Below are 14,962 nucleotides of genomic sequence, written 5' to 3' on the forward strand. Positions count from 1 at the left end.
GCCCATACTCACAGGGTTCGCATACGGGAAAAATGCAGGCTTATCCCCGCTTCGGCGGGGTACCTGCAACCATCTGCCGGATCCGGATGTCCTCAACCACATGCGCGCGAAGCTAGGGTGTGGGGCTGAGATGGCCAGCGATACCTCTGGGGCAGCCCGTGCGTGAATACCTGCTGACGCTCTGCGTCACGGCCGCGGTGACCTATCTGCTCACCGGGCCGGTGCGGAAGTTCGCCATCGCCGTGGGCGCGATGCCGGCGATCCGTGCGCGCGACGTGCACCGGGAGCCGACACCGAGACTCGGCGGCATCGCCATGTTCGGCGGCCTGTGCGCGGGGCTCCTCGTCGCCGACCACCTCGACGGGCTCAACGCCGTCTTCAGCCAGTCCAACGAGCCGCGGGCGCTGCTCTCCGGCGCCGCCCTGATCTGGCTGATCGGCGTCCTCGACGACAAGTTCGAGATCGACGCCCTGATCAAGCTCGGCGGGCAGATGATCGCCGCGGGCGTCATGGTCATGCAGGGTCTGACCATCCTGTGGCTGCCGATCCCCGGCATCGGCTCGGTCTCCCTGACCTCGTGGCAGGGCACGCTCCTGACGGTCGCGCTCGTCGTGATCACCATCAACGCGGTCAACTTCGTGGACGGCCTCGACGGCCTCGCCGCCGGCATGGTGTGCATCGCGTCGGCGGCGTTCTTCATGTACGCCTACCGGCTCTGGTACGGGTACGGGATCGAGGCGGCCGCCCCGGCCACCCTCTTCGCCGCCATCCTCATGGGCATGTGCGTGGGCTTCCTGCCGCACAACATGCACCCGGCGCGGATCTTCATGGGCGACTCCGGCTCGATGCTGATCGGGCTGGTCCTCGCGGCGGGCGCCATCTCCATCACCGGCCAGGTCGACCCGGACGCGATGAAGCTGAACTTCGGCGGCACCCGCGATGCCACGCACGCGATGCTCCCGGTCTTCATCCCGCTGCTCATGCCGCTGACGATCATCGCGATCCCGATGGCCGACCTGGTGCTCGCGATCGTCCGCAGGACCTGGAACGGCCAGTCGCCGTTCGCCGCGGACCGCGGGCACCTGCACCACCGGCTCCTGGAGATCGGGCACTCGCACAGCAGGGCGGTGCTGATCATGTACTTCTGGTCGGCGCTCATCGCCTTCGGCGCGGTGGCCTACTCGGTGCACTCGGCGTCGATGTGGATCGTGCTCCTGATCGTCGCGCTGAGCGCGGTCGGACTCGTCCTGCTGCTGCTCCCGCGGTTCGACCCGCGGGCCCCGCGGTGGGCCGAGCGGTTCGTACCGCCGCGCTACCGGCGTACCAAGCCGGAGCCGGAGGCGCAGCACGCCCCGGCGACGGACGAGCTGGACGACGAGGTGCGCGGCGAGCGCCCCGCGGTGGCCGCCGGAGTCTCCGGCGTCAACGGAGCGACAGCGATCGGCCCCCGTTCGCGCTTCCCCGACCGACGGAAGACCGGGGCATCGCGCTGACGATTTGCCGCGTCGATGCCCAATACCAGACATCTCGCCGCCCGTTGTGCACAAACGCGCGGCATCACTCTCAAGTGTGCTGCCCATCACACTTCCATGGTAAAGACCTCATCAAATAGTTTGTGATACGGTTCACGAGACCCGGCGCCAGAGCCGAAGGACCGTAGTGCGACGGTCCGTTGGCCCGAGGTTCCAACTCGGCCCGGGTCTTACGCTCGTCCATGACGACACCACTTTGCCCCCACCAGCAAGCGGAGCTGCCGCCATGCCGTCCAACGACGCACGCACTCTTCTCCCGACCGCCCTACCCACCGCTGCCGCGGGCGCTGTTGCGACCCTCGTGAGCGGAGTGGTCGCGGGCGGCAAGGGGGCAGTGGGTGCCATCGTCGCGACGCTGGTCGTGATCCTCTTCATGGGCATCGGACTCGTCGTCCTGGAGCGCACTGCCAAATCGCTTCCGCATCTCTTCCAGGCCATGGGACTGATGCTGTACACCGCGCAGTTGCTCCTGCTCTTCATCTTTGTCGCGGTCTTCAAGAACACGACGCTGTTCAACCCCAAATGCTTCGCAGCAACCCTCGTCGCGCTGACCCTCGTCTGGATCGGCGCACAGGCGCGTGCACACATGAAGGCGAAGATCCTTTACGTCGAACCGGATACCGCAGAGGGCTCCAAGCCCGAAAAGACGGGGCCGTCGGCGTGAACGGTAGGGCCGGAATAAATGCGAGTTCAGGACCCTGCTATCGTCCGGTGCCAACTGCGGCACTGCGGGCGCGGGCATCTGAGCTGACGCCTGCTCAATCGCGAGGCTTGATGCCCGACCGCCGCCCCATCATCCGAAACACCAGTCCAGTGCCGAACCGCGGCTGCGCGCCGCGCCGACACAACGAGGTTGCCGTACCTATGCGCCACGCTGAAGGAGCCCGCGGTGAGTGCTGACCCGACGCAGGTGCTCGCCTTCGATCCGAGCTGCCACATCTTCCAGTCGAACGGCTGTGGCTTCGAGGGTCCCGGCCTGCACTCGTTCCTCTTCGAGCCGCTCTGGGGCGACACCGACGGGGTGTACTTCAACAAGCCGATGCTGCTCGCCCTGCTGGGCTCGCTGATCATCGTCGCGTTCTTCTGGGCCGCCTTCCGCAAGCCGAAGATCGTCCCCGGCAAGATGCAGATGGTCGCCGAGGCCGCGTACGACTTCGTACGCCGCGGCATCGTCTACGAGACGATGGGCAAGAAGGAGGGCGAGAAGTGGGTCCCCCTCATGGTGACGCTCTTCTTCTTCGTCTGGATGATGAACCTCTGGTCGATCGTCCCGGTCGCCCAGTTCCCGGTCACGTCGATCATCGCGTACCCGGCCGTTCTCGCCCTGGTCGTCTACCTCTGCTGGATGAGCGTCACCTTCAAGCGTCACGGTTTCGTGGGCGGCTTCAAGAACCTCACCGGCTATGACAAGTCGCTCGGCGCGGTCCTGCCGATGGTCATGACCATCGAGTTCTTCTCGAACGTGCTGGTCCGTCCCTTCACGCACGCGGTGCGACTCTTCGCGAACATGTTCGCCGGTCACACCCTGCTGCTGCTGTTCACGATCGCCAGCTGGTACATGCTCAACGGCATCGGCATCGCGTACTCCGGCGTCTCGTTCGTGATGGTCATCGTGATGACCGGCTTCGAGCTCTTCATCCAGGCCGTCCAGGCCTACGTGTTCGTACTCCTGGCGTGCAGCTACCTCCAGGGCGCCGTCGCCGAGCACCACTGACCGCCCGCACCCTCCATACCCCCAGTCGTCCGGTGGCCAACCCCCACCGGTCCGTGAAAGAGAAGGAAGAACTGGCATGTCCCAGATCCTCGCTGCCTCCGATGGCGTCACCGGCTCGCTCAGCTCCATCGGTTACGGCCTCGCCGCGATCGGCCCCGGCGTCGGCGTCGGCATCATCTTCGGTAACGGCACGCAGGCTCTTGCCCGTCAGCCCGAAGCGGCCGGCCTGATCCGCGCCAACCAGATTCTCGGTTTCGCGTTCTGTGAGGCGCTGGCCCTGATCGGCCTCGTCATGCCGTTCGTCTACTAAGACGAACCACGACCAGACCGACCGACGAAAGGCACTGATGTGAACCTCACCATGGTTCAGCTGGCGGCCGAGGGCAAGGAAAACCCCCTCGTTCCGCCGTGGCCTGAGCTCGTCATCGGCCTCATCGCCTTCGTCATCGTCTTCGGCTTCCTCGCCAAGAAGCTCCTCCCGAACATCAACAAGGTTCTGGACGAGCGTCGCGAGGCCATCGAAGGCGGGATGGAGAAGGCCGAAGCCGCTCAGACCGAGGCCCAGAGCGTCCTTGAGCAGTACAAGGCTCAGCTCGCCGAGGCCCGCCACGAGGCTGCCCGCCTGCGCCAGGAGGCGACCGAGCAGGGCACCGTGCTCATCCAGGAGATGAGGGCGGAAGGCCAGCGGCAGCGTGAGGAGATCATCGCTGCCGGCCACGCCCAGATCGAGGCCGACCGCAAGGCCGCCGCGCACTCGCTCCGTCAGGACGTGGGCAAGCTGGCGACCGACCTGGCCGGCAAGCTGGTCGGCGAGTCCCTTGAGGACCACGCCCGCCAGAGCCGCACCATCGACCGTTTCCTCGGCGAGCTCGAGGAGAAGGCCGAGGCCGTCCGATGAACGGCGCGAGCCGCGAGGCACTGGCCGCCGCACGAGAGCGTCTCGACGCGCTGATGGACCGCCCGTCCGTCGACGCGGCGAAGCTCGGCGACGAGCTGGCCGCCGTCACCACGCTGCTCGACCGCGAGGTCTCGCTGCGTCGGGTCCTCACCGACCCGGCGCAGGCCGGCGAGGCCAGGGCCGAACTGGCCGCGCGCCTGTTCGGCGGCCAGGTGGGCGGCGAGACGGCCGACCTGCTGGGCGGCATGGTCCGCTCCCGCTGGTCGCAGTCGCGTGACCTGGTGGACTCGCTCGAGGAACTGGCGAGCACCGCCGACCTCACCGCCGCGCAGCAGTCGGGCGCGCTGGACGACGTAGAGGACGAGCTGTTCCGGTTCGGCCGCATCGTCACCGGCAGCACCGGGCTGCGCTCCGCGCTCACCAGCCGCACCGCCACGGTCGCGGCCAAGAGCGAGCTGCTGCGCAGTCTGCTCGGTGGCAGGGCGAACCCCGTCACCGAGCGCCTGGTCGCCCGTCTCGTGACCCGGCCGCGTGGACGTAGCCTGGAAGCGGGCCTCGAGTCCCTCTCCAAGCTCGCCGCGGGACGCCGGGACCGGATGGTCGCGGTGGTCACCTCGGCGGTGCCGCTGACCGACCTCCAGAAGTCGCGCCTCGGCGCGGCCCTGGCGAAGATCTACGGCCGTCAGATGCACCTGAACCTCGACGTGGACCCCGAGGTCCTCGGCGGGATCTCGGTGCGTGTCGGCGACGAGGTCATCGAAGGCACCATCGCGGAGCGCCTCGAAGAGGCGAACCGGCGGCTGGCGGGCTGACCTCACGGTCGGCGCACCACCTGAATTAGCAACACCAGCGGCCCGGTTGGGCCGTGCAGAAATTGCAGAAGATTCCTGGGGGTCGGCCCCCAGACCCCCTTAGAAACTTCGGGCCCAACAAGGAGAGCAGGGAACCCAGATGGCGGAGCTCACGATCCGGCCGGAGGAGATCCGGGATGCGCTGGAGACCTTTGTCCAGTCGTACCAGCCGGACGCGGCCTCGCGCGAGGAGGTCGGTACGGTCAGCGTTGCCGGCGACGGCATCGCGAAGGTCGAGGGTCTTCCCTCGGCCATGGCGAACGAGCTGCTGCGGTTCGAGGACGGAACCCTTGGTCTCGCCCTCAACCTCGAGGAGCGCGAGATCGGTGCGATCGTCCTCGGCGAGTTCAGCGGAATCGAAGAGGGCCAGCCGGTGCAGCGCACCGGTGAGGTGCTCTCGGTCGGCGTAGGCGAGGGTTACCTCGGCCGCGTCGTCGACCCGCTCGGCAACCCGATCGACGGCCTCGGCGAGATCGACACCGACGGCCGCCGCGCCCTGGAGCTGCAGGCTCCGGGCGTCATGGTCCGTAAGTCGGTGCACGAGCCGATGGCGACCGGTTACAAGGCCGTCGACGCGATGGTGCCGATCGGCCGTGGCCAGCGTCAGCTGATCATTGGTGACCGTCAGACCGGCAAGACCGCTCTGGCCGTCGACACGATCATCAACCAGCGCGACAACTGGCGCTCGGGCGACCCGAAGAAGCAGGTCCGCTGCATCTACGTCGCCATCGGCCAGAAGGGCTCGACCATCGCCTCCGTGCGTGGCGCCCTGGAAGAGGCCGGCGCGCTGGAGTACACGACGATCGTCGCCGCGCCCGCGTCCGACCCGGCCGGCTTCAAGTACCTCGCCCCGTACACCGGTTCGGCCATCGGCCAGCACTGGATGTACGACGGCAAGCACGTCCTCATCATCTTCGACGACCTGTCGAAGCAGGCCGACGCCTACCGCGCCGTGTCCCTGCTGCTGCGCCGTCCGCCGGGCCGCGAGGCCTACCCGGGCGACGTCTTCTACCTGCACTCGCGTCTGCTCGAGCGCTGCGCGAAGCTGTCGGACGAGATGGGCGCCGGCTCGATGACGGGTCTCCCGATCGTCGAGACCAAGGCAAACGACGTGTCGGCGTTCATCCCGACCAACGTCATCTCCATCACCGACGGCCAGTGCTTCCTGGAGTCGGACCTGTTCAACGCCGGTCAGCGCCCCGCGCTCAACGTCGGTATCTCCGTCTCCCGAGTCGGTGGTTCCGCGCAGCACAAGGCGATGCGCCAGGTGTCCGGCCGACTCCGTGTCGACCTCGCCCAGTACCGCGAGCTGGAGGCGTTCGCCGCCTTCGGTTCCGACCTGGACGCGGCTTCCAAGGCCTCCCTTGAGCGCGGCAAGCGCATGGTGGAGCTCCTGAAGCAGCCCCAGTACTCGCCGTACCCGGTCGAGGAGCAGGTCGTCTCCATCTGGGCCGGCACCACCGGCAAGATGGACGACGTGCCGGTCGAGGACATCCGCCGCTTCGAGGCCGAGCTGCTGGAGTACCTGCGCCGCGAGCGCAAGGACCTCCTCACCTCGATCGCCGAGGGCGCGAAGATGTCGGACGACACCCTGCAGTCCGTGGGCGACGCCATCGCGGGCTTCAAGCGTCAGTTCGAGACCTCGGACGGCAAGCTCCTCGGTGACGACACGCCGGCACCGGTCAGCACCAGCAAGTGACGACGACGGAAGGGACCTGACTCATGGGAGCGCAGCTCCGGGTCTACAAGCGTCGCATCCGATCCGTCACCGCGACCAAGAAGATCACCAAGGCGATGGAGATGATCGCCGCCTCGCGCATCGTCAAGGCGCAGCGCCAGGTGGCGGCCTCCACGCCGTACGCGACCGAGCTCACCCGTGCGGTGACCGCGGTGGCGACCGGCTCCACCACCAACCACCCGCTCACCACCGAGGCCGAGGCCCCGGGCCGTGCCGCGGTCCTGCTCATCACGAGCGACCGCGGTCTGGCCGGCGGCTACTCCTCCAACGCCATCAAGGCCGCGGAGAGGCTGACGGAGCGGCTGCGCGGCGAGGGCAAGGAGGTCGACACGTACATCGTCGGCCGCAAGGGTGTCGCCTACTACGGCTTCCGTGAGCGCAAGGTCGCGCAGTCGTGGACCGGCTTCACCGACAGCCCGACCTACGCGGACGCCAAGCAGGTGGCCGCACCGCTGATCGAGGCCATCCAGACGGAGACGGCCGAGGGCGGAGCGGACGAACTGCACATCGTCTTCACGGAGTTCGTGTCGATGATGACGCAGACGCCGGTCGACAACCGGATGCTGCCGTTGTCGCTGGAGAAGGTTCAGGAAGAGACGGGCACGAAGGACCAGATCCTTCCGCTCTTCGACTTCGAGCCGTCGGCGGAGGACGTCCTCGACGCCCTGCTGCCGCGCTACGTCGAAAGCCGCATCTACAACGCGCTGCTTCAGTCGGCCGCTTCCGAGCACGCCGCCCGTCGCCGTGCGATGAAGTCGGCCACCGACAACGCCGGAGAGCTCATCAAGAGCCTCTCCCGGCTTGCCAACGCGGCCCGCCAGGCCGAAATCACCCAGGAAATCAGCGAGATCGTCGGTGGCTCCAGTGCGCTGGCCGACGCGACCGCGGGGAGTGACAAGTAATGACGACCACTGTTGAGACGGCCGTTGCCACGGGCCGCGTCGCCCGGGTCATCGGCCCGGTCGTCGACGTGGAGTTCCCCGTCGACGCGATGCCGGAGATCTACAACGCGCTGCACGTCCAGGTGGCCGACCCGGCCGAGGACGGCAAGCTCAAGACGCTGACGCTCGAAGTCGCCCAGCACCTGGGTGACGGCATCGTCCGCGCGATCTCGATGCAGCCCACCGACGGTCTGGTCCGCCAGGCCCCGGTGACCGACACGGGCAACGGCATCATGGTGCCGGTCGGCGACTTCACCAAGGGCAAGGTGTTCAACACCCTCGGCGAGGTGCTGAACAAGCCCGAGGAGAACGCCAACATCGGCGAGCGCTGGGCGATCCACCGCAAGGCGCCCAACTTCGACCAGCTCGAGTCCAAGACCGAGATGTTCGAGACCGGCGTCAAGGTCATCGACCTTCTCACCCCGTACGTCAAGGGTGGAAAGATCGGTCTGTTCGGTGGTGCCGGTGTCGGCAAGACCGTGCTGATCCAGGAAATGATCTACCGCGTGGCCAACAACCACGACGGTGTGTCGGTGTTCGCCGGCGTCGGTGAGCGCACCCGTGAGGGCAACGACCTCATCGAGGAAATGCAGGACTCGGGCGTCATCGACAAGACCGCCCTTGTCTTCGGTCAGATGGACGAGCCGCCGGGCACGCGTCTGCGCGTCGCGCTGGCCGGTCTGACGATGGCGGAGTACTTCCGTGACGTCCAGAAGCAGGACGTCCTCTTCTTCATCGACAACATCTTCCGGTACACCCAGGCGGGTTCCGAGGTGTCGACCCTGCTCGGTCGTATGCCCTCCGCGGTGGGTTACCAGCCGAACCTGGCCGACGAGATGGGTCTCCTCCAGGAGCGCATCACCTCGACCCGTGGTCACTCGATCACCTCGATGCAGGCGATCTACGTCCCCGCGGACGACCTGACCGACCCGGCCCCGGCCACCACCTTCGCCCACCTCGACGCGACGACGGTTCTCTCCCGTCCGATCTCCGAGAAGGGCATCTACCCGGCCGTGGACCCGCTGGACTCCACGTCCCGGATCCTGGACCCGCGCTACATCGCGCAGGAGCACTACGACGCCGCCATGCGCGTCAAGACGATCCTGCAGAAGTACAAGGACCTCCAGGACATCATCGCCATTCTCGGCATCGACGAGCTCGGCGAAGAGGACAAGCTGGTCGTGCACCGCGCCCGCCGCGTGGAGCGCTTCCTGTCGCAGAACACGCACGTCGCCAAGCAGTTCACCGGCGTCGACGGTTCGGACGTCCCGCTGGAAGAGTCGATCACGGCGTTCAACCAGATCTGCGACGGCGAGTACGACCACTTCCCCGAGCAGGCGTTCTTCATGTGCGGTGGCCTGGAAGACCTCAAGGCCAACGCCAAGGAGCTGGGCGTCTCCTGACGCGCCCGACCGCGTGGAGGGGCGGGCGCGTCCCGCCCCTCTGCGTATCGCCTGCTGAGAACTGACTAGAATCGACCCAACACCCGGCCGAACCGCCGGGTGGTGACCCAAGGAGCCAACCATGGCTACTGAGCTGCACGTCGAGCTCGTCGCCGCGGACCGCAGTGTCTGGTCCGGCGAGGCCACCCTGGTCGTCGCGCGCACCACGTCCGGCGACATCGGCGTCATGCCCGGTCACCAGCCGCTCCTTGGTGTGCTGGAGTCGGGCCCGGTGATGATCCGCACGAGCGAGGGCGGCACCGTCGTCGCGGCGGTGCACGGTGGTTTCATCTCCTTCGCCGACAACAAGCTGTCGCTGCTCGCCGAGGTTGCCGAGCTGGCGGACGAGATCGATGTCCAGCGTGCCGAGCGTGCGCTGGAGAGTGCGAAGTCGGAGTCGGATGCCGCGGCCGAGCGCCGTGCCGACGTACGACTGCGTGCGGTGGCGAAGGGCTAGCACCCTCGCCCGTGATTTTCCTCAGCCGCGGCTCGGTCCGGAAGTTTCCGGAGCCGGTCGCGGCTGAGGCGATGCAGGCAGATTTTTCCGTTGCTGGATTACTGGTTGAGCGAGGAGGTCGGTGTAGATGACCCTCGCTCTGCTTGTGTGTGGTCTGGTCGTCGCGCTGGTACTGGTGGGACTCTTCGTCTTCGGTCTGCGCCGGCGGCTGATCCAGCGTTCCGGCGGGACGTTCGACTGCAGTCTGCGCTGGGGGCTTCCGGAGACGCCGGACACCAGCGGCAAGGGCTGGGTGTACGGGGTGGCCCGCTACAACGGCGACCGGATCGAGTGGTTCCGGGTCTTCTCGTACGCGCCGAGGCCGCGCCGCGTTCTTGAGCGGTCCGCGATCGACGTGGTGTCGCGTCGCCTCCCCGAGGGCGAGGAGGAGCTGGCGCTCCTGTCCGACGCGATCATTCTGGGGTGCACCCATCGGGGTACGCGGCTTGAGCTCGCGATGAGCGAGGATGCGTTGACGGGTTTTCTGGCCTGGCTGGAAGCGGCGCCCCCCGGCCAACGCGTCAACGTCGCCTAGCCCTCGTCCTCAATCGCCGGACGGGCTGAGGTGGCTCGGGATGGCTTGCCGCCCAGGCCGACCCAGCTGGGGGCGCGGGGAACTGCGCGGGGTCGGGTACCGACAGCACCCCGGCGGCGGGGGACGGGCCCGCATGGCCGGGGTGCTGGGGGTGGGGGGGGTTACTTCAGGCCCGAGTCCATCGCGCTCAGCAGCTCCCCGTTCGACGTGTCCCCGCTGAACTCCCAGAAGAACGCGCCCCGAAGGCCCTGGTTCTTCACGTAGCTCATCTTCCCGGTGATCGTCGACGGCGTGTCATAGCTCCACCAGTTCGTCCCGCAGTGGGCGTACGCCGTGCCCGCCACCGTGCCGGTCACGGGGCAGGACGACTTCAGGACCTTGTAGTCCTCGATGCCCTGCTCGTACGTGCCCGGCGCCGGCCCCGTCGCGGTGCCGCCCGGCGCGTCCTGGGTGACACCGGTCCAGCCGCGGCCGTAGAAACCGATACCGAGGTTGAGCTTGCTCGCGGGGACGCCCTTGCCCAGGTACTTCTGGATCGCCGCGTCCGTGTTGAAGCCCGCGATCGGGATGCCGTTGTACGAGGTGAGCGGGGAGTGCGGGGCGGTCGGGCCCTTGGCGTCCCACGCGCCGAAGAAGTCGTACGTCATCACGTTGTACCAGTCGACGTAGCTCGCCGCGCCGCCGTAGTCCGCCGCGTCCATCTTGCCGCCGGTCGAACCGTCGGCGGTGACCGCGGCCGTGACCAGCGCCGAGCTGCCGAACTTGGTGCGCAGCGCCGCGAGGACGTTCTTCAGGGCGTCGGGACCGCTGGTGTCACAGGACAGGCCGCACGCGTTGGGGTACTCCCAGTCGATGTCGATGCCGTCGAAGACATCGGCCCAGCGGGGGTCCTTGACCAGCGAGTAGCAGGAGTTGGCGAAGGCGGTCGGGTTGGCCGCGGCCGCGCCGAAGCCGCCGGACCACGTCCAGCCGCCGAAGGACCACAGGATCTTGATGCCGGGGTACTTCTTCTTCAGCTCGCGGAGCTGGTTGATGTTGCCCGCGACCGGCTGGTCCCACGTGTCGGCGGTGCCGTCGACGCTGGAGGACGCGTCGTACGTCTTCTGGTAGTCGGCGTAGGCGTCACCGATCGCGCACTGCCCGTTGGTGACGTTGCCGAACGCGTAGTTGATGTGGGTCAGCTTGCTCGCCGAGCCCGAGGTGACGATGTTCTTCACCTGGTAGTTGCGCTGGTAGATGCCCCAGTCGGTGAAGTAGCCGAGCCGCACCTTGTCGCCGCCGGGCGCGGGGCCGCCGCCTCCGCCGGTGGTCGTCACGGTGACCGAACCCGAGGAGGGCCCGGTCTGGTCGGCGGTGTCGCGCGCGGTCACGCTGTAGGTGTACGTCGTGCCCTTGGTCAGGCCCGAGTCGGCGTACGTCGTGCCGGTGACGGTGGCGATCTTCGCCGAGCCCCGGTAGACGTCGTAGTTCTTGACGCCCTTGTCGTCGGTCGCCGCCGTCCAGGACAGCGAGACACCGGTGTCGGTGACGTTGCTGGTGGTCGGGGTGCCGGGGGCCGAGGGCGGGGCGTCACCGGTCGGCGGTGTCGAACTCCCGTCACAGGAGCCGCCGTTCAGCTTGCACCCCGTGGGTGATCCGGAGCCGGCGCCGTTGAAGCCGAAGCTGACGCTGGCGCCGGGGGCGATGGCGCCGTTGTACGACTTGTTCTTGGCGGTCCAGTGGGTGCCGGAGCTGGTGACGTCCGCGTCCCAGGCCGAGGTCACGGACGTACCCGAGGGGTAGTCCCACTCCACGGTCCAGGAACTCAGCGCCGTGGTGCCGGTGTTCTTGATGGTCCAGGCGGCTCCGAAGCCGGAGCCCCAGTCGGAGGACTTGGCGTAGGTGGCGGTGGCCGACGTGGCGGCCTGGGCCGGGGAGGCGAGGCCGACGAGGGCGGCCACGGGGAGGGCGAGTGCGGTCAGGGCCGCTGCGGCTCTTGATCTGAAGCCCGTACGGATGCGACGTGCGGTACTCAAGGCTGCTCCCGAATGGTGCGACGGTGGTGGGGGTGGAACCCTGCTCCGTCCGGTGAGCGTGCCTCAAGCGCCAGGGATGGCATGCCCACCACAGCAGTGTGCGGTGAGCGTAGAAAGGTCTGGACCAACCGTCAAGAGGTCCAGACCTCCGATGGAGCCCGGCGCCTCAGATCCCCAACTCCTGCGCCAGCACCGCCGCTTGGACCCTGCTGCGCAGTTTCAACTTCCCCAGGACTCTGCTGACGTGCGTCTTCACGGTGGCCTCCGCCATGTCGAGACGTACCGCGATCTGCGCGTTGGACAGGCCCCGGCCCAGACACGACAGGACCTCGCCCTCGCGCCGGGTCAGGGTGTCGAGCGCGGCCGGGCGCAGCGGGGCGGCCGGAGCCGAGGCGAACTCCGCGATGAGGCGCCGGGTGACGGCCGGGGCGATCAGGCCCTCGCCGCGCCCCACCGTACGGACCGCCTCGATCAGATCCCTCGCGTCGGTGTTCTTCAGCAGGAAGCCCGCGGCGCCCGCGCGCAGCGCACCGAACACGTACGCGTCGAGGTCGAAGGTGGTCAGGACCAGGACGTCGGCGAGCCGCTCACCGGTCACCTGCGCGGTCGCCGCGACCCCGTCCAGCTTCGGCATCTGGACGTCCATCAGGACCAGGTCGGGGCGCAGTTCCCGCGCGAGCGCCACCGCCCGCTCGCCGTCCGCGGCCTCGCCCACCACCTCGATGTCGGGGGCGCTGGAGAGGATCAGGACGAGCCCGGCCCGTACCGCTGACTGGTCCTCGGCGACCACCACCCGGATCGTCATGCGTACAACTCCCTTTCATCGGTGGGCAGATGGGCCCGCACGTGCCAGATCGCGGCGCCGTCCGGCGTCGTTCCGGGACCCGCGGCGAACGTGCCGTCCAGCAGGTCGGCCCGTTCGCGCATCCCGATGAGCCCCGCGCCGGAACCCGGCGCGCGCGGCCCATCCCGGTCGCCGTACGGGCTGGTGACGGCCACGGTGAGCAGCCCGTCCGCGCGGGTGAGCGTCACCTCGACGGTGCCGGGCGCCGCGTGCTTGAGCGCGTTGGTGAGGGACTCCTGCACGATCCGGTACGCCGCGAGCTCCACCGGCGCGGGCAGCCGGCCGTCCTCGCGGCGGCGGTCGTCGAGGACGACGTCGAGCCCGCTGTCCGCCCCGTTGACGCGAGCCTGGGCGATCAGCGCGTCGAGCCCGGCGAGGGTGGGCGCGGCCGTCGGCCCTTCGTGGCCGCCGGTGTCGCGGAGCAGCCCGATGAGACGGCGCATCTCGGCGAGCCCGTCCACACTGTTCTCGCGGATGACCGACAGGGCCTGGCGGGTGGTGGCCGGATCGTCCAGGGAGAGCGCGGCCGTGGAGTGGATGGCGATCGCCGAGAGGTGGTTGGCGACCATGTCGTGCAGCTCGCGGGCCATCCGTGCGCGCTCGGCGACCACGGCCTGGCTGCGGTCCATCTCGGCGAGGAGCGCCGTCTGTTCGGCCCGCAGCCGGGCGCCGTCCGCGGCGTCGCGGTGGTTGCGCACCAGCGCGCCGGTGGTCGCGGGCACGAACGAGACCAGACCGGTCACCACCCCGATGAGCAGCGCCTCCGGCCGGTGGAACCAGGCGAGGAAGCCGATCGTCACGGCGATCGTGATCAGGCCCGTGGAGACCGGGATGCGGCGCGCGGCCGCGGGGGTGCCGTACACGACGGCCGCGTACACCAGGTCCGTGAACATGACGACCGTGGCCAGGCTGCCCGGCGTGAACTGGTCGAGCACCAGCAGGAGCGTGCCGAGCGTCAGAGCGGTCTGCGGGGCGGTGCGGCGCACCAGCTCCAGGCCGGCCGTGCCCACCAGGGGCAGCAGGACCCACGCGTCGCCCAGGAGGCGGCCGCCCTGGGTGTGCAGCCCGACACCCCACAGCACGGTTCCGCCGAGCAGCCCGGCCAGGGCGATGAGGACGTCGTCGCGGTGGGGGCGGCGCGCAAGGATCACCCTCCCATCCAACACGGCCGCCGGGCGCCCGTCCTCCTCGTACCGGGTGAACCGGCGCTACATCGAAGGATGCAGTCCCGTCTCGTCACTCGCGACGACGATCCGCCGCCCGGCGCGGGCCAGCCTTGAGGGGTACGAGAGGAGACCACCGTGATCGTCACGCTGATCATCGCCTGCGAGGCCGGATTCTGGGTCCTGCTCGCCGCGGGCCTCGCCCTGCGCTACCTCGCCGGGATGCCACGCACGAGCGTGGCGGTGCTGCTGTGCGAGCCGCTCCTCGAAGTGGTGCTGCTCGTGGTCACCGCCATCGACCTCAAGAACGGCGCGCAGCCCGACTGGAAGCACGGCCTCGCCGCCGTCTACATCGGCTTCTCGGCCGCGATGGGCCACCACCTGGTGACCCGCGCCGACGCCTGGGTCGCCTACCGTTTCGCCGGCGGCCCCCGGCCCGCCGGGGCGCCCAGGGGCGGCGCGGCCAGGACGGCGTACGAATGGCGGACCGCGGGCCGCTTCACCGCGGCATCCGTGATCGCGATCGCCCTGCTCCAGGCCGCGATCTGGTACGTGGGCGGGGACGGCGCCACCGCGTCGCTGCGGGCGTGGCAGGGGCGGATGCTGGTCGTGATCGGCATCAACGTGGTCATCGCGCTGAGCTACAGCGTCTTCCCGAAGGCGGCCGGACAGGCGAAGCCGGCCGGGGCGAAGGGCAGGACCTCGCCGCTCGACCGGCTGCTCAGGCCCGCCTCCGACCGCGGCCCCCGGGAGCACACAGACGGGGACCGTACGCTGACCCGGCGGTAGCCGG

General features: G+C 68.7%; 15 protein-coding genes. 12 read left to right on the plus strand and 3 right to left on the minus strand.

All coding sequences use genetic code 11. From position 1 onward, the window contains the following. Nucleotides 1-146: 146 nt before the first annotated feature. From OOJ98_RS20650 to OOJ98_RS20700, 11 genes are all read left to right on the plus strand, one after another. The gene (locus OOJ98_RS20650; protein WP_267057043.1) at nt 147-1,493 is read left to right on the plus strand and encodes an MraY family glycosyltransferase; all 1,347 of its coding nucleotides are present in this window, start codon (nt 147-149) and stop codon (nt 1,491-1,493) included. A gap of 265 nt (nt 1,494-1,758) precedes the next feature. Further along, nucleotides 1,759-2,196: a hypothetical protein gene (locus tag OOJ98_RS20655; RefSeq protein WP_267056410.1), complete on the plus strand. Its 438-nt coding sequence runs from the start codon at nt 1,759-1,761 to the stop codon at nt 2,194-2,196. Between the two features lie 225 nt (nt 2,197-2,421). Further along, nucleotides 2,422-3,246 (plus strand): F0F1 ATP synthase subunit A, encoded by an 825-nt coding sequence (gene atpB / locus OOJ98_RS20660; RefSeq protein WP_267056411.1) that lies wholly within the window; start codon nt 2,422-2,424, stop codon nt 3,244-3,246. Between the two features lie 76 nt (nt 3,247-3,322). After that, on the plus strand, nt 3,323-3,556 hold the full coding sequence (gene atpE, locus OOJ98_RS20665) for an ATP synthase F0 subunit C (protein ID WP_053726990.1): 234 nt from the start codon (nt 3,323-3,325) through the stop codon (nt 3,554-3,556). 51 nt (nt 3,557-3,607) lie between these two features. Continuing rightward, nucleotides 3,608-4,144 (plus strand): F0F1 ATP synthase subunit B, encoded by a 537-nt coding sequence (locus OOJ98_RS20670; protein WP_267056412.1) that lies wholly within the window; start codon nt 3,608-3,610, stop codon nt 4,142-4,144. Continuing rightward, entirely contained in the window at nt 4,141-4,956 is an 816-nt protein-coding gene (locus tag OOJ98_RS20675; RefSeq protein ID WP_267056413.1) for a F0F1 ATP synthase subunit delta, read from the plus strand. Before OOJ98_RS20670 ends, OOJ98_RS20675 begins: the two co-directional genes overlap by 4 nt. A gap of 139 nt (nt 4,957-5,095) precedes the next feature. Next, nucleotides 5,096-6,694 (plus strand): F0F1 ATP synthase subunit alpha, encoded by a 1,599-nt coding sequence (atpA, locus tag OOJ98_RS20680; RefSeq protein WP_267056414.1) that lies wholly within the window; start codon nt 5,096-5,098, stop codon nt 6,692-6,694. Between the two features lie 23 nt (nt 6,695-6,717). Then, nucleotides 6,718-7,635 carry a F0F1 ATP synthase subunit gamma gene (locus OOJ98_RS20685; protein ID WP_267056415.1) on the plus strand — a complete coding sequence of 306 codons (918 nt, stop codon included), beginning with the start codon at nt 6,718-6,720 and terminating at the stop codon, nt 7,633-7,635. Continuing rightward, nucleotides 7,635-9,077 carry a F0F1 ATP synthase subunit beta gene (gene atpD / locus OOJ98_RS20690; protein ID WP_267056416.1) on the plus strand — a complete coding sequence of 481 codons (1,443 nt, stop codon included), beginning with the start codon at nt 7,635-7,637 and terminating at the stop codon, nt 9,075-9,077. The genes OOJ98_RS20685 and atpD overlap by 1 nt, the downstream gene beginning before the upstream one ends. Before the next feature lie 121 nt (nt 9,078-9,198). Next, nucleotides 9,199-9,573, plus strand: coding sequence for a F0F1 ATP synthase subunit epsilon (locus OOJ98_RS20695; protein ID WP_267056417.1), 375 nt, complete (start codon nt 9,199-9,201; stop codon nt 9,571-9,573). 127 nt (nt 9,574-9,700) lie between these two features. Next, the gene (locus tag OOJ98_RS20700; RefSeq protein ID WP_114038179.1) at nt 9,701-10,147 is read left to right on the plus strand and encodes a DUF2550 domain-containing protein; all 447 of its coding nucleotides are present in this window, start codon (nt 9,701-9,703) and stop codon (nt 10,145-10,147) included. Between the two features lie 161 nt (nt 10,148-10,308). On the opposite strand, the gene OOJ98_RS20705 is transcribed toward OOJ98_RS20700, so the two are convergent. The 3 genes from OOJ98_RS20705 to OOJ98_RS20715 form a co-directional block, all read right to left on the minus strand. Further along, a complete protein-coding gene (locus tag OOJ98_RS20705) occupies nt 10,309-12,162 on the minus strand; it encodes a glycoside hydrolase family 18 chitinase (RefSeq protein ID WP_267056418.1) in 1,854 nt (617 codons plus the stop codon). Between the two features lie 166 nt (nt 12,163-12,328). Continuing rightward, the gene (locus OOJ98_RS20710) at nt 12,329-12,967 is read right to left on the minus strand and encodes a response regulator transcription factor (RefSeq protein ID WP_267056419.1); all 639 of its coding nucleotides are present in this window, start codon (nt 12,965-12,967) and stop codon (nt 12,329-12,331) included. Next, the gene (locus OOJ98_RS20715) at nt 12,964-14,154 is read right to left on the minus strand and encodes a sensor histidine kinase (RefSeq protein ID WP_267057044.1); all 1,191 of its coding nucleotides are present in this window, start codon (nt 14,152-14,154) and stop codon (nt 12,964-12,966) included. The genes OOJ98_RS20710 and OOJ98_RS20715 overlap by 4 nt, the downstream gene beginning before the upstream one ends. A gap of 153 nt (nt 14,155-14,307) precedes the next feature. Here OOJ98_RS20715 and OOJ98_RS20720 point away from each other — a divergent pair, with 153 nt between their 5' ends. Beyond that, nucleotides 14,308-14,958, plus strand: a complete 651-nt coding sequence (locus OOJ98_RS20720; protein WP_267056420.1) for a hypothetical protein — start codon at nt 14,308-14,310, stop codon at nt 14,956-14,958. The last annotated feature ends 4 nt before the right edge of the window (nt 14,959-14,962 follow it).

Source organism: Streptomyces sp. NBC_00083, assembly GCF_026343295.1.
Lineage (GTDB): Bacteria > Actinomycetota > Actinomycetes > Streptomycetales > Streptomycetaceae > Streptomyces.

Excerpts from the sequence above, each read along its gene's own strand:
- OOJ98_RS20655 (WP_267056410.1), top strand. The coding sequence starts at position 1,759 with ATGCCGTCCAACGACGCACGCACTCTTCTCCCGACCGCCCTACCCACC.
- atpE (WP_053726990.1), top strand. The coding sequence starts at position 3,323 with ATGTCCCAGATCCTCGCTGCCTCCGATGGCGTCACCGGCTCGCTCAGC.
- OOJ98_RS20670 (WP_267056412.1), top strand. The coding sequence starts at position 3,608 with ATGGTTCAGCTGGCGGCCGAGGGCAAGGAAAACCCCCTCGTTCCGCCG.
- OOJ98_RS20675 (WP_267056413.1), top strand. The coding sequence starts at position 4,141 with ATGAACGGCGCGAGCCGCGAGGCACTGGCCGCCGCACGAGAGCGTCTC.
- atpA (WP_267056414.1), top strand. The coding sequence starts at position 5,096 with ATGGCGGAGCTCACGATCCGGCCGGAGGAGATCCGGGATGCGCTGGAG.
- OOJ98_RS20685 (WP_267056415.1), top strand. The coding sequence starts at position 6,718 with ATGGGAGCGCAGCTCCGGGTCTACAAGCGTCGCATCCGATCCGTCACC.
- atpD (WP_267056416.1), top strand. The coding sequence starts at position 7,635 with ATGACGACCACTGTTGAGACGGCCGTTGCCACGGGCCGCGTCGCCCGG.
- OOJ98_RS20695 (WP_267056417.1), top strand. The coding sequence starts at position 9,199 with ATGGCTACTGAGCTGCACGTCGAGCTCGTCGCCGCGGACCGCAGTGTC.
- OOJ98_RS20700 (WP_114038179.1), top strand. The coding sequence starts at position 9,701 with ATGACCCTCGCTCTGCTTGTGTGTGGTCTGGTCGTCGCGCTGGTACTG.
- OOJ98_RS20710 (WP_267056419.1), bottom strand. The coding sequence starts at position 12,967 with ATGACGATCCGGGTGGTGGTCGCCGAGGACCAGTCAGCGGTACGGGCC.